This is a genomic window from Sphingopyxis sp. (assembly GCF_016793825.1).
Taxonomy (GTDB): Bacteria; Pseudomonadota; Alphaproteobacteria; order Sphingomonadales; family Sphingomonadaceae; genus Sphingopyxis.
Genome location: NZ_JAEULM010000014.1, coordinates 1 through 12,496, shown reverse-complemented (window position 1 = coordinate 12,496; position 12,496 = coordinate 1). Strand labels below are relative to the sequence as shown.

Below are 12,496 nucleotides of genomic sequence, written 5' to 3'. Positions count from 1 at the left end.
GGTATCCATTCAAGTCAGGAGGAAAGCATCCGCCTGTGGTTCCATCGCAGGCGGAGCGGAGGCAATCAACTCGCCCTGCCAAAGGGGACCATAGATGCCAAACCGTTTCCAACTGCTTTTCTGAAGGCGCGTCGAGACGCAAATCGGTCTATCTCACTGCCCCCGCATATCAGATGACGGCTGTGCCGTGCATAAATCGAAGATGTCCAAATTCGCAAAGACGGACAAACCACGATCGAACGTTGGTGCGGATTGCCGCCGCTTTGCCTTTGCCAGAAAACGGACACCCGGACTTGACGGGTCGCACTGCGAAAGCCAAGCGGGAGGTGGGTCGATTATCCGAAGCTTCGTAGGTTCAAAACGAGACAACGCCCTTGCCTCAATCGGTAGACCTTCAAGATTCGCTGACATACAGCGATAATGGCAGTCGTGGATTCGAACGCCTTTTCTGCGAGTTGGAGAGATGATCTTGCGATCGCCGACAAGGATAGGGTTATGGCTGGCCATGGTCCTGCTTTATTCTTGGCCCGCCCTGTGGAATGGTGGCCCGTTCTTCTTTCCGGATAGTAGTCATTATATCCGGTCCGCAGACGCTGCCGTCGTTTCGCTGACCGGCGTTCGGTCCGAATGGTCCGATCGCCTGATCTTGACCGACGGTCGAGAAGGAACCGCCGCGACAGCGGATGGCGGCAACGCCGGATCGACCCCGATCCGGTCGACCCGAACCGTGCTCACCGGTCGGTCGATCTATTATGGGGCGTTACTCTACGGCGGCTTCGCATTCGGGAAATACGGCCCGGTGTTCATCCAGTCTGCTATTGCGGTGACCGCCGTCGGCTTGTTCCTGTTCGGGGCCTCGCAATCAAGCGACCCGAGTCACCGAGGGCGATGGATCTGGGGGGGGCTGCTTGCGATTGGCACCCTGACCCCGCTCCCCTTTTTCCTTTCGCGATTGATGCCTGACGCCTTTACCGGACTGCTGGCGGTAGCCTTGGTCGCGCTGCTTGCCTTCTGGGATCGATATACTCGTATCGCGCGGGCGTTTCTTGTCGCCCTCGCCAGCGCTGCCATTCTTTTCCACACATCTCATATCTTGCTGACTGTCGCTATTGGTGCGGCCGCGCTTCTTTTGACCATAGGAAGTAAGGCGTCGTGGACCCGGGTCATCGTCCTGCCTGCGGTGCTGATGTTGCTTGCGGCTGGTGGACAGATGCTTTTCTCGGCGGCTGTGACGCAAACGCTTGGCGCGCCGCCGATATCGCCGCCGTTCATGTCGGCGCGACTGATCGCCGATGGTCCGGGTTATGCCTATCTGAAGACGCACTGCGGCGAAGGCCACTTCGTCCTGTGCCGCTATCTGGATCGAATGCCAAAAGGAAGCGACACACTCCTTTGGAGCGAGGACCCGCGCGACGGGGTCTTCAGCACGGTATCGGATCCCGTCAAACGCGCGCTGGGCCGGCAGGACACTGCTTTCTATATTGCCGTGCTGAAAGATCGCCCACTCGAGGTTATCGGTTCGATGGCTGGCTCAATCGCAAAGCAGACCGTCGAATTCGACCTTGATCATTTCAACTACATCCCGATTCATCGCGAAGGTGCGCGGCTTCATCTCCCTGATGCAACGTTTCGCTGGGTTGAACAATCGGCGGCCTACCGCGGATCGGTTCCCATCGCCCCGACGGTCATTCTATCGATCGCAACGACAATCGCATCGTTGCTGATCATCACGATTGCGATCATCCAGGCTGTGCGCCGCAAAACCTGGCGCTCACCCGTCATCACCGCCACATTCCTTCTGGTCCTCGCCGTCGCGGCGAATGTTGTGATCTGCGGAGCTCTATCGACCCCACACGCACGCTATCTGATGCGTATCATCTGGCTTTTGCCGCTGGTCGTTGCCGCGCTCGGCGCATCCGGCTTTCAATTTCGCCTCACTCGCTTCATTCCGACCGGAGAAACGGCCGCGCCATGAAACTCATTATCCAGATTCCATGCTTCAACGAAGCCGACACCATCGGACCCACGGTGGCCGATCTGCCGCGCCATATCCCCGGCATCGACGTGATCGAATATCTTGTGATCGACGATGGATCGAGCGACGGCACCAGCGAGATCGCAGCGGCCTGCGGCGTGCACCATGTCCTGCGAAACCGCCGTAACATGGGGCTTGCCCGCAGCTTCAGGCGTGGTCTCGATTTCGCCCTTGGCGCTGGCGCTGACATCATCGTCAACACCGATGGCGACAATCAATATTGCGGTGCAGACATCGAAAAGCTTGTCGAACCCATCTTAGCGGGCCGCGCCGACGTTGTGATCGGCGACCGCCAGACGCAATCGATCGTTCATTTTTCACGGACAAAACGCCTCCTCCAGCGCTTCGGCAGCTGGGTCGTCCGTCACTTTTCCTCCGTTGACGTCCCGGACGCGGTCAGCGGCTTCAGGGCTATCTCCCGCGCCGCCGCGATGCAGGTCAATATCGTTTCGTCGTTCAGCTATACGATCGAAATGCTGATCCAGGTCGGCCGCAAGGCGATGGCCTATGAAAGCGTGCCGATCAGGACGAATGCAAAAACCCGCGATTCGAGGCTGTTCTCGTCGGCATTCCGCTTCATCGAGCGCTCGGGCTCTACGGCGCTGCGGATGTATGCCATGTATCAACCGCTTCGCACCTTCACGCTGATTGGCGCCGCCATCGCCCTCATCGGCGTCATTCCGATGCTGCGCTTCCTCTATTTCTACCTGTTCGTGACCGGCGAGGGAAAAATCCAGTCGCTCGTGGTCGGTTCGGCGCTGCTGACCGTTGGTACGATCACGTTCGTCGTTGGCCTTATGGCCGATCTCATCAGCCACAACCGCCAACTCGTCGAAATGACGCTGGAGCGAGTGAAGCGGATAGAACATATGATGGCTGCCGCGAAGGGCGCCGATTCAGCCGATATTCCCAAAGAGGCGGCGGTAAGCGAAGAATTTCACTATGGTCGACGCGCCGAGGACAAAAAGTAGCGCTGCCGCGTAAGGTAATATTCCCCAGGCGCGCAGCGCCGAGAAACACAGAAACTCCGCGAATCGGAAGGCGGCGTTGACGACGGCGTAAAGCGCCAGATCACGACGCCAACCCGTCTCGCTGGCGAAAACCAGCTTTCGCAGCGCAATGAAGTTGAAAGCGTAAGCGATCGCGAAGGAAATCGCGACTGACGCATGTTCGCCAATCCCCGCAAAACTGTGAAGAACAAGCGGCAGGAGAAACGAGAGGGTCGCGCTGGAAATCGTCGCCAACGCAAAGCGCACCAGAGTCGCCAACAATGGTGTCCGCTCACGCAGACGGGCCAACAGGCGACTCTCCTTTGGCGCATCGCCCGGCATCATTCTCAAGCTTCTCCGATCGGAGGCCCCGTATAAGCCCACTGACGCCCAGCACCAGTTCGATTGCGATCGCCGCTCGTGTGGGAGCTGAAGCCTATCGCTCGGACAGGGTGCGCGATCTTGCCCATGGCCCAATCACGGCCCGCTTCCGTTCTTAACACTCCTCCAGACCAACCTACTTCACAAACCCGAATCGGAAATGCGAACTCTCTCATATTGCTAGATATTCCTCCCTCGCACGGAAGAGTAAATTTTTCTTATGAGAACCCCCAGCGCCCCAAACCTCATAAAATTGGCATAATCCCCCAGATTTACGTGGTTAACATCATTCCAGAGTGGGACGGCGGCAACGCAACAAAGGGAGTTTCTCTTACGTGCAAATTAAGATACTTAGCCTGAATGGGATGGTTCGTAACATATCTGAAATCGCGAAGGCGGATGGCGGCGGGCATCATCGCGATGTCGCTGCTTGCGCTGGCGTCGATCACCATCCCCGCCTTTAACGGCGACGGCGGATCGTTGATGGCGCAGACCTCGGACGCGATCAGCCGTTTTCTCGGCCGATCGCCGGGCGAACGCGGTGATGTCGATCTGATCAAGACCAAGATCAAGCGCGGCAAAGGGAAAGCCGGGGGCAAGCTGGTCGAAACCGCGCCCCGTACCAAACCCGGCGAAGCTGAAGAGCGCGCGTTGGGCAAGATTTTCGATACGCCGCCCGAGGAAGCTGTTCAGTCGCTGACTGAAGCGCCGCTAGGCCCGCTTGCGCTTGGCGACGTCGATCCTACCGATTTTGGTGATATCGGAAATGTGGGTGGACGACCGGGCGGCAGCCCGGGCTTTCCGGGAGGCATTACCACCGTCGTACCGCCGAACCCTTCGGTGGACCCGACCGATCCCACGACGCCGACTGACCCCACGACGCCGACCGATCCGACGACGCCCACCGACCCGGTCGGTGCGGTTCCCGAACCCGGGACATGGGCCTTGATGCTTCTTGGCTTTGGCCTCTGCGGCGCCGCACTACGCCGTCGTCGTCATGAAGGGTCGGGCAAACCGGGCATCGCGTGATGCGCGGGTGGATCGCCGGCGGAGCTATCGTAGCTGCGGCTTCGTTGTCCATGGCGGTCTTCGCCTTGCAGAGTTCGGCCGAGCCATCGGCGAAAAACCTTTCCGGCACCACGATATCGGCGAAGCTTTCCCCCGCCCTCTCGCCCGACCGGGATTTCCTGACGGCTGCGGAAGCCGATGCCGCAAATCGCGCCAACCTTCTGCCTCCGGGCGCAAAGTCGCTTCTCAAAACCGACAAGCCGCTCAAGCACGGCGAATATCATTGGGACGACAAGAATGTTCCCGCCGGGAAAATTGTCATCTGGGTCGACTTGCGCCGGCAAATGATCTCGGTCCTGCGCGGCGGTCACGAAATCGGCACTTCGGTCATCGTTTACGGTGCCGACGGGATGGCATCACCGCTCGGCCGGTTCCCCATCATTTCCAAGTATCGTGATTATCATTCGCGTGCTTATGACGCGCCGATGCCCTATTCGATGTTCATAACAAGGGACGGGGTGGCGCTGCATGGAAGCCCGATGTCGAGCCGTCACGCAACACATGGGTGCATCGGCCTTCCGATAGAATTTGCCCGCCTCCTGTTCGCGACAGCGAAGACGGGCGACGAAGTCGATGTCGTCAATTCGGATCCAGCGGCGGCTCGCCAGTTCGCCGCCGGGGTCGGAAGTTAATGCTGCTTTAAGCTTAACTTCTCACCCGACCTTAGGACCCACCGCCGTAGGCATTTCCCGAAACTTGGGGAAATGCCATGCGAGGAGTCACGGAAAAGGCCTGCAAAGCCGGCGTCCTGCTGGCGTCGGCGCTGTTGCTGACGGGCATGCAGACACGCCTTGGCGATCTGGATACCCGGCTCCTCGAAACCCACAACCGCGAGCGCGCGCTGGCGGGCGTGCCCGGACTGAAGTGGAACGACGATCTCGCCCGCGGCGCCCAGGCATGGGCCGACCACCTGTCGGCTACCGGACAGTTCGAACATTCGCCGAATGTCCCGGGAAAGCCGCTCGAGGGCGAGAATATTTGGGGCGGGACACCCGGCGCATTCCTGCCCGAATCGATGGTAAACCTTTGGGTGGAAGAGAAAAAATTCTTCGTCTACGGGACCTTCCCGGCAAACAGTTCCACCGGCCGGCCGCAGGACGTAGCCCATTACACCCAGTTGATATGGGCCCGCTCGGCGGAAGTCGGTTGCGGCCTCAGCAGCCTCGGCCGGGAAGAGATTCTCGTCTGCCGCTATTCGGAACCCGGCAATGTCCGTGGCCGCGACCCGTTCGCCGGTCCGAAAGCACCGGCTCCGCGCCTGCGCTACTCCGACTTCAATGTGCCTCTTGCATCGTCGGCTGCGAGGCGCCCCGGATTTTCGTCCGCCGCGACCGCGGCCTTGGCCCCCGCCGCAGCGGGTCCGACTGCATTGATCGACACGGTTCCGGCAACCTCGTCCGCTACAAGGCGCGGCGAAATCGGCGTGATACTCGGGCTGGGGACGATCGCCGCCGGGTCGAGGCCGCTGTCGTTCGGATCAAGCTGCGGCTGGTCCGCGAGCAACTGCTCCTGGCTGATGGACTGAGTGAACGCCGATCGTCGGCCCCAGCCGCCCGCCCAGCGATAGAAGATGTGATGGTCGACCTGCGTGATCTTCGCGAGCGTAGGCGCCCAATATGGCACCACATAATCGGCGTGATAATGCGTCGCCATCCCGACACTGGGTTCGACGACGCCCGATAACGCGGCCAACGCGATCCGCCGCGCCGCATCCCATCCTTGCCGGGACGGGCGCCGTGCCAGACTCCCATCGCACGTGAAAGTGAACTGGCAACCGGTCCGCCGTTCCGAGCCCTGATATACGACACCGCAAATCGTGTTCGGAAAGGCGGGATGGCGAGCCCGATTGAGGATGACCTGCGCCACGCCCCGTTTGCCCTGATCGGATTCCTGACCGGCTTCATAATAGATCGCGGCGGTGAGACAATCGAGCGACGACCGGCGGCCCACGATATCGGTCGAGCCAAGGGGCAGAACGAGCGGTGCGGCGCGTTCGATCGGCGCGGTGGAAAACGGCAGGGCCGCGTTTTCGGCCAATGCATCGTCGGGCGTCAGCGGCTTGTAAAGCTGGGGCTCCAGGGCCGGCGGCGCCGGCGGTGTGGCCGCGACCCTGCGGGACGACGGCGGACCACTCTCGCGCAATATCCACCAGCCCGCTCCAGCAAGAAGCGCGAGCGCAACCAGCACTGCGGCGACCGCGAGAATCTTGTCGCGAACATGATGAGCGCCGGAAGTCATTTCGACCATCGTTCCTATACCGTCCGGAGACTGCTCAGCGTCTAGGTCATAGGACGATCCGGGTCTAGCAGTGCAATGATCTCAAACCACATTGTTCCTTGTTGGCACGCTTAACGCTCTCTCTCCCACGGGCATTGGCAGCCGCGTCGGTTTACTCTATCGAGCATCAATGTTCGCGAAACTTCGGAGGATTGATGGCCACGCTCGTTGATCGGACGAAGAGTCCGGGATCAGGGCGCCCTGCCCGCGAGGTGCTGTCCGCCAGCGCGATCATCCTTGCCGTGGGGCTGGCGCTCTTCGCAATTCCGACGATGCTGTTCGTCATTCGCGAATCCTGGTCGAACGAGGCCGGCGCGCACGGCCCGATCGTCTTCGCCACCGGGCTTTGGTTGCTTCATCGCCAATGGACCGACGCCAAACATCTGCGCGAGGATTCAAACCCGCTGCTGATATGGGCTGCGCTCCTCGTCCTCGTTCCGCTTCTTGTCTTTGCGCGCATTACCCAGATCGTCGAGATCGAGGGCTATATGATGTACGCCACTCTGCTGGTCGTCATGTACAGCCTTGTCGGCGCGCGGGTCATGAAAGCCCTCTGGTTTCCACTATTCTATCTGGCATTCATGTTTCCGCCTCCGGAAACGATCGTGGCGACCGTCACCGTGCCGATGAAGATGTGGCTGTCCCATGCCGCCGTCGCCTTCCTTCAGCTCTTCGGATATCCGATCGGGGGCGAAGGGGTTCGCATCTACATCGGCCAATATGAATTGCTGGTCGCGGCCGCCTGCTCGGGTATCAACTCGATCATTTCGCTCGCCGCGATCTCGCTGTTTTATATCTACATGCGGCACCAGGCCGAATGGCGCTATGCGCTGCTGCTGGTACTGTTCATCGTCCCGGTCGCGCTGATCGCCAATTTCTTCCGGGTGTTGATCCTGATCCTCCTTACCTATCATGTCGGAGAAGCTGCCGCACAGGGCTTCCTGCACAACTTCGCTGGCCTCGTGATGTTTGCCATCGCATTGGTAACGATATTCGGGATCGATATCATGCTGAAACCGATCTGGGATCGCGTCATGACCCCGAAAACGGAGACCGCCCATGCCTGATGACGGCCAGACCGCGCGCAGTGGCGGGATATCGCGACGCAATGCGCTGATCGGCGGCGTTCTTGCCTGTGCATCAGGTTTTGCCTTCCTGCGTCAGCCAGCCATCGCCAATCCCGCCATCCCGGAGGCAGCCTTTGAAAAGTGGGTTCCGGACAGCTTTGGCCGATGGAGCAGCATCTCACAGGCCGGTGTCGTCCTCCCCCCCCCGGACAGCCTGCGCGACCGGCTCTACGACAATCTGGTCACGCGCGTGTATTCCGCGTCGGGTTCGCCATCGGTGATGATGCTGCTGGCCTACAACAATGTCCAGGATGGCGTGCTGCAGGTGCATCGTCCCGAGGTCTGTTATCCGGTCGGCGGATTCCAGCTCAGCGATACGCGCGCGGTGGACGTCGAGGTCAGCGGCCGAAGGATCCCTGCAAATTTCTTTACCGCGACAGGGCCTGATCGGCTTGAGCAAGTCCAATATTTCACGCGCCTCGGCGATGCCTTCCCGCGCACCTGGGCCGAACAGCGGCTCGCGGTTATTCGCGCCAACCTGGCGGGCGACATTCCCGACGGCATGATGATGCGCGTCTCGACACTTGGCATCGGCGCCAACGAGGCTGAAACCCTGCTCGACAATTTTACGCGCGCTTTCATCCTGCATTCCAACAGCAAGCTACAACATCTGCTCCTTGGGGGCAGCTCTTCAAAAGGACCTTCAGCATGACCCGTAAACCCTTGGCAGTGATTGCGTTCAGCCTCTTTGCCCTCGCCGCGTGCGACAAGGAACCGACGGGTCAGGTCGCGGCGGTCGTCAATGGTGACGAGATCACGTTGCAAGAGATCAACGCAGAGCTTGGCAACGCCGCGATACCTGAAGGCGTCGACAAGAAGGCGATCCAACAAGCCGCGCTCCAGCGGATTCTCGATCGCCGCCTTCTCGCTCAGAGCGCTCGCGAAGAAGATCTCGACAAGAGCCCGGAATATATGCTGCGCGAACGCCAGCTGCAGGACGCACTGCTCGTCCAAATCATGGGCCAGAAATCGCAGCGCGCGCTTCGCGTCCCCGGCCAGAGCGAAATCGACAAGTTCATTGCGGAGAATCCGTCGATGTTCGCCGACCGCAAGCTCTATGCCATTGATCGAATCCAGTTCGCCTTCCCGAAAGATATGTCGCAATTAAAGGCGCTCGAAAACGATCACTCAATGGATGCCGTTGCCGCGAGACTGGAAAGCCTGGGGATCAAATTCGTGCGATCGGCAGCACAGATGGATTCGGCGCAAGTGGGGGCTCAGCGAATCCAGCAGATCAAATCGCTACCGGCAGGCGAGCCTTTCATCGTTCCCGAAAATGGCATGGTCACGGTCGGTGTGATTAAGGGCGAGCAACCGACCCCGCTCGTCGGCACCGAAGCCCGTCCGCTTGCCGTACAGGCCATTCAAAACAAGCAGCTTGGAGATACGCTCCAGCAGAAGTTGAAGCAGGCGCGCACGGCAGCCGAAATCACCTATCAGCCTGGCTTCGCTCCCGAGGCGGCCAAGAAGCCGGCCCCCGCCGCAAAGAAATAGCCCCGCGTCCACAGGTCGCGCGCCGGAGCACGCCACCATTCCAACCTGCGGCACGATCGCGGCGGGCCGATGCGGTGCGTAAAAGCGTACCCGCTCGCGTCCAACCGAGGTGTGGAAACGCAGCGCGGCGCAGTCATGACCGTGCGACCCGAACCGACGTTGCGACGACATATGGTCCCGCCCAGCCGCGCGCCCGGCGAACGCGAACAGCTCGCACAGCCACAAACGAAAAAGCCCCCGCGTAATGCGGGGGCTTTCCAGAAAGCAGATAGCCTAGGATTTAGGCGTAGCGAACAGTGGTGCGGACGTCACCGCTAGAGCGGCGGCGCATCGCAAAGCCGGCCAGTGCGAAACCGAAGAGCATCATCGCCCAGGTCGCCGGTTCAGGAACCGCGGCAATCGACACCGCAACCGAGTTCCTGTTGTCGCCGCTGTTGCTGTCCCAATAGAATAGTTGAAGCGATCCCGTATCCCAAGCCGGGCCGTTGTACGACGTGCCGAGGAGCTTGTAGGTATTTCCGATCTTGCCCACCAATGCTCCATAAGGGGCGGTAAAGCCATCCTGCGTCCACGTTCCGAAATTCACGCCGATCTGGGTTCCAGCCGCTTCGCCCGACTCATCCGTTCCCGTCGCGAACAAATCGCTTGTCAGGCCATCGGCGTTCGACCAGCGAGGAAGCGCGCCCGCACTCCACAGATCGGTGAGCGCGACGCTCGTCGAAAAAATCTCGCCGGCCACAAAGCCGAGGCCGGTGTTGTATCCGGTTCCGCCGGATGAGCTGTTGCCCTGTGCATTGACATTGACGACCTGAGTCGCTGCCTGGCTGGCCGTGGCGGTGCCGATGGCCGCAAGCGTCGCCGCTGCTAGAATCAAAGTACGCTTCATGGGGTGAGCCTTCCGTCTTTTTTGGTCCGAAATGGCGGTATCAGCATCTTAACAAGATACAAGCCTAATTGCGCGCAACTTAACTCACAAAGCAGGCGGCCCAACGGCAGCCCTCCCTGCGAAAGACGAAGCAATCAGACAATAGTCCTTTCCTCGCAGAATCCGTCCTGCGAAGATCGTACGCTGTCGATCAGCGATCAGGCGCGAACGAGACGAGCGAACGGACGAAACGTAACGCGCCGGCGACGCATCGATCCGCCAATAAGGCCAAAGCCCAGGATCATCATCGCCCAGGTCGCCGGTTCGGGAACCGCCGCTACCGACACGTTGTCCAGCGCCGCGCCAAAGGACGTCGCGTCCTTCGAGGCAAACGACAGGGTCGTCGAGGGGCCCGCAGCGACGAAGCTGTAGGTGTAGTTCTTCCACCCCATATTCGCCTTGTTGAAGCCGGTGAAGGTGAAGGTGTATGTCGCGCTATTTGCGCCGCTTGCGCCGACCAGCACGCTTTTCGTGACCGGAGCACCATCGGGGTTTCCAGCCAGCCAAAAGCTCACATTATAAAGAACGCCCGCAACCGTATCGAAGGTCTGCTGGATGCCGCCCTGCCCATTGCCATTCAAATCGATGCTGCGCGACAGATTCTGCGCCGTCCAATAGCTGCCGATATAATCGACGCTATTCCCCGTGACCTCCCAACCCGTGATCGAGGTCGTATTTCCTCCTGCGACGGTCGTGAAGGAACCCGGTGCGATGCCGGACTCAAAGCTTCCGTTGACGAAGCCCGCCGCGCTGGCGTTGGCGGGAAGCAAGGCGACGGCTGCTGCCGCGACAAGAAGACTGCGCATTGTAAGGCCCCCAAAAATAGCACCGCGCGGCCAGAAATCCCACCAACCATCGCAGACGATTCGAAGTTTCGGCATAACCCAAGTTTACAGGGTCGTAAACGATTGTTAATTCAGGGCGACCGGGAAGTGCTCGGAATAATGGCGCCTTAGATGTCTCAAAATGAAACGGAAATCGACGGCCGCCAGGCATTGGGAAATGGGTCGATGCCCTTACCGACTGCCGAACCGAGCATCCCGCTCCAAAGCCATCGGCGCTCTCGCGGTTGGCGCCCGCCCGTCCGCCATCCGCAGCCTCGTTGACAAGCAGCCGGAGATGTGGCTGCTGCGAGCCAACATCTGGCACCACTGCCCCCACACGTTGATCGCACCTCCAGCAACAGGAGACCCGGCCCCCACATGGTGAAGACAGTTCCGACGATCTCGCCGCTTCTGTCGCTCTATCTCGACATCGTCCGCTTTGCGGCTGCGGTTGCGGTATTGGCCGATCATCTCGTGTCGTTCCCAATCACCGGCGATGGCTCCCCTCGCACCGGGTGGCAGTTGATCGGGAACTACGGACAGACGGCCGTCACGCTCTTCTTCGTCCTTTCGGGATATGTCATCGCACTTGTCGTGACGACGCGCGAGAAGGACGGCTTCAGCTATGCCGTCAGCCGGATATCACGTCTGTACTCCGTGGTCGTTCCGGCACTCCTGATCACATGGCTGTGCGACCGCGTCGGACAGGCGATCGACCCGAGCTTCTATGCCCATCCGAAAATATTGATGAAGCCGCCTAGCGGCGAAGGATATCTGGCCTCACTTCTGTTCGTCAACGAGTTCCGAATTTTTCAGTTTGGGGGCATTGTACCGGGGAGCAATGCGCCATTTTGGTCGCTGAGCTTCGAGGCGACATATTATCTTGTGGCCGGACTGATATTGTTTGCCAGGCGCACGGTCGCCGTGCCCCTGTCAATCCTGATCCTCGTTTGCGCGGGACCGACGATCGCCGCCCTGCTCCCGCTCTGGGCGCTCGGCTATGTCGGCTATCTGTACCGTGACGCGGCCGCGAGGATAATCCGATGGCCTGTTGCGACATTCGTCGCGTCCGGGCTTTGCATCCTCCTCATCCCCCTGTTCATGGAGCCCTTCACCGGCTCGTCGCTCGGGCTTGATCTGCCGTTTGGGCGCGCCGAAATACCGCGGGATATCGGCAAGGACTATGCGACAGCCATCGCCTTCGCTCTCCATATCGCCGCCGCCAAGGCGATGTTTGCGGATTCCGACGATGCCGCCCACCTATTCCGATCTGATCGCGCCCACCATTCCGAGCTGATGCCGCCCGGGCGAGAGTGCCTGATCGATGGGCTGGTTTGTCACTGATTTCGGCTTCTGGTCAAGCGGCTGCTGGCACG

Annotated in this window: 12 protein-coding genes and 1 pseudogene; 9 read left to right on the top strand and 4 right to left on the bottom strand. The window is 60.2% G+C overall.

The features are described 5' to 3' along the window. Nucleotides 1-505: 505 nt before the first annotated feature. Together JNM03_RS02730 and JNM03_RS02725 are read left to right on the top strand one after the other, a co-directional pair. A complete protein-coding gene (locus tag JNM03_RS02730; RefSeq protein WP_294034140.1) occupies nucleotides 506-1,975 on the top strand; it encodes a hypothetical protein in 1,470 nt (489 codons plus the stop codon). After that, nucleotides 1,972-3,006 carry a glycosyltransferase family 2 protein gene (locus JNM03_RS02725; protein WP_294034138.1) on the top strand — a complete coding sequence of 345 codons (1,035 nt, stop codon included), beginning with the start codon at nucleotides 1,972-1,974 and terminating at the stop codon, nucleotides 3,004-3,006. The genes JNM03_RS02730 and JNM03_RS02725 overlap by 4 nt, the downstream gene beginning before the upstream one ends. Here JNM03_RS02725 and JNM03_RS02720 read toward each other — a convergent pair. Next, nucleotides 2,932-3,369: a GtrA family protein gene (locus tag JNM03_RS02720; protein ID WP_294034136.1), complete on the bottom strand. Its 438-nt coding sequence runs from the start codon at nucleotides 3,367-3,369 to the stop codon at nucleotides 2,932-2,934. The genes JNM03_RS02725 and JNM03_RS02720 overlap by 75 nt on opposite strands. Nucleotides 3,370-3,804: 435 nt before the next feature. Here JNM03_RS02720 and JNM03_RS02715 point away from each other — a divergent pair, with 435 nt between their 5' ends. The 3 genes and pseudogenes from JNM03_RS02715 to JNM03_RS02705 all read left to right on the top strand — a co-directional run. Continuing rightward, nucleotides 3,805-4,434: a PEPxxWA-CTERM sorting domain-containing protein gene (locus tag JNM03_RS02715; protein WP_294034134.1), complete on the top strand. Its 630-nt coding sequence runs from the start codon at nucleotides 3,805-3,807 to the stop codon at nucleotides 4,432-4,434. A 50-nt stretch (nucleotides 4,435-4,484) separates the two neighbouring features. Beyond that, complete coding sequence (locus JNM03_RS02710; protein ID WP_294034132.1) at nucleotides 4,485-5,105, top strand: L,D-transpeptidase family protein; 621 nt, start codon at nucleotides 4,485-4,487, stop codon at nucleotides 5,103-5,105. Between the two features lie 77 nt (nucleotides 5,106-5,182). Beyond that, a pseudogene (locus JNM03_RS02705) lies at nucleotides 5,183-5,656 on the top strand (CAP domain-containing protein); the annotation flags it as partial. Between the two features lie 80 nt (nucleotides 5,657-5,736). On the opposite strand, the gene JNM03_RS02700 reads toward JNM03_RS02705, so the two are convergent. Beyond that, nucleotides 5,737-6,720, bottom strand: coding sequence for a cell wall hydrolase (locus JNM03_RS02700; RefSeq protein WP_294034130.1), 984 nt, complete (start codon nucleotides 6,718-6,720; stop codon nucleotides 5,737-5,739). Between the two features lie 185 nt (nucleotides 6,721-6,905). Here JNM03_RS02700 and xrtV point away from each other — a divergent pair, with 185 nt between their 5' ends. The 3 genes from xrtV to JNM03_RS02685 are packed head-to-tail and all read left to right on the top strand — an operon-like array spanning nucleotide 6,906 to nucleotide 9,371. Next, nucleotides 6,906-7,817, top strand: coding sequence for an exosortase V (xrtV, locus tag JNM03_RS02695; protein WP_294034128.1), 912 nt, complete (start codon nucleotides 6,906-6,908; stop codon nucleotides 7,815-7,817). Next, nucleotides 7,810-8,529: an exosortase-associated protein EpsI, V-type gene (epsI, locus tag JNM03_RS02690; RefSeq protein ID WP_294034126.1), complete on the top strand. Its 720-nt coding sequence runs from the start codon at nucleotides 7,810-7,812 to the stop codon at nucleotides 8,527-8,529. Before xrtV ends, epsI begins: the two co-directional genes overlap by 8 nt. Further along, nucleotides 8,526-9,371 (top strand): EpsD family peptidyl-prolyl cis-trans isomerase, encoded by an 846-nt coding sequence (locus JNM03_RS02685; protein ID WP_294034124.1) that lies wholly within the window; start codon nucleotides 8,526-8,528, stop codon nucleotides 9,369-9,371. Before epsI ends, JNM03_RS02685 begins: the two co-directional genes overlap by 4 nt. A 280-nt stretch (nucleotides 9,372-9,651) precedes the next feature. On the opposite strand, the gene JNM03_RS02680 is transcribed toward JNM03_RS02685, so the two are convergent. After that, nucleotides 9,652-10,257 (bottom strand): PEPxxWA-CTERM sorting domain-containing protein, encoded by a 606-nt coding sequence (locus JNM03_RS02680; protein ID WP_294034122.1) that lies wholly within the window; start codon nucleotides 10,255-10,257, stop codon nucleotides 9,652-9,654. A 197-nt stretch (nucleotides 10,258-10,454) separates the two neighbouring features. Then, nucleotides 10,455-11,102, bottom strand: coding sequence for a choice-of-anchor C family protein (locus tag JNM03_RS02675; RefSeq protein ID WP_294034120.1), 648 nt, complete (start codon nucleotides 11,100-11,102; stop codon nucleotides 10,455-10,457). 396 nt (nucleotides 11,103-11,498) lie between these two features. Between JNM03_RS02675 and JNM03_RS02670 the strand changes: the two genes are divergently transcribed. Next, a complete protein-coding gene (locus JNM03_RS02670; RefSeq protein ID WP_294034118.1) occupies nucleotides 11,499-12,464 on the top strand; it encodes an acyltransferase family protein in 966 nt (321 codons plus the stop codon). Nucleotides 12,465-12,496: the final 32 nt, after the last annotated feature.

Bases quoted from the DNA above. Each gene is read 5' to 3' on its own strand.
- JNM03_RS02730 (WP_294034140.1), top strand. From the start codon at position 506: ATGGTCCTGCTTTATTCTTGGCCCGCCCTGTGGAATGGTGGCCCGTTC.
- JNM03_RS02725 (WP_294034138.1), top strand. From the start codon at position 1,972: ATGAAACTCATTATCCAGATTCCATGCTTCAACGAAGCCGACACCATC.
- JNM03_RS02720 (WP_294034136.1), bottom strand. From the start codon at position 3,369: ATGATGCCGGGCGATGCGCCAAAGGAGAGTCGCCTGTTGGCCCGTCTG.
- JNM03_RS02715 (WP_294034134.1), top strand. From the start codon at position 3,805: ATGGCGGCGGGCATCATCGCGATGTCGCTGCTTGCGCTGGCGTCGATC.
- JNM03_RS02710 (WP_294034132.1), top strand. From the start codon at position 4,485: ATGGCGGTCTTCGCCTTGCAGAGTTCGGCCGAGCCATCGGCGAAAAAC.
- JNM03_RS02700 (WP_294034130.1), bottom strand. From the start codon at position 6,720: ATGGTCGAAATGACTTCCGGCGCTCATCATGTTCGCGACAAGATTCTC.
- xrtV (WP_294034128.1), top strand. From the start codon at position 6,906: ATGGCCACGCTCGTTGATCGGACGAAGAGTCCGGGATCAGGGCGCCCT.
- epsI (WP_294034126.1), top strand. From the start codon at position 7,810: ATGCCTGATGACGGCCAGACCGCGCGCAGTGGCGGGATATCGCGACGC.
- JNM03_RS02685 (WP_294034124.1), top strand. From the start codon at position 8,526: ATGACCCGTAAACCCTTGGCAGTGATTGCGTTCAGCCTCTTTGCCCTC.
- JNM03_RS02680 (WP_294034122.1), bottom strand. From the start codon at position 10,257: ATGAAGCGTACTTTGATTCTAGCAGCGGCGACGCTTGCGGCCATCGGC.
- JNM03_RS02675 (WP_294034120.1), bottom strand. From the start codon at position 11,102: ATGCGCAGTCTTCTTGTCGCGGCAGCAGCCGTCGCCTTGCTTCCCGCC.
- JNM03_RS02670 (WP_294034118.1), top strand. From the start codon at position 11,499: ATGGTGAAGACAGTTCCGACGATCTCGCCGCTTCTGTCGCTCTATCTC.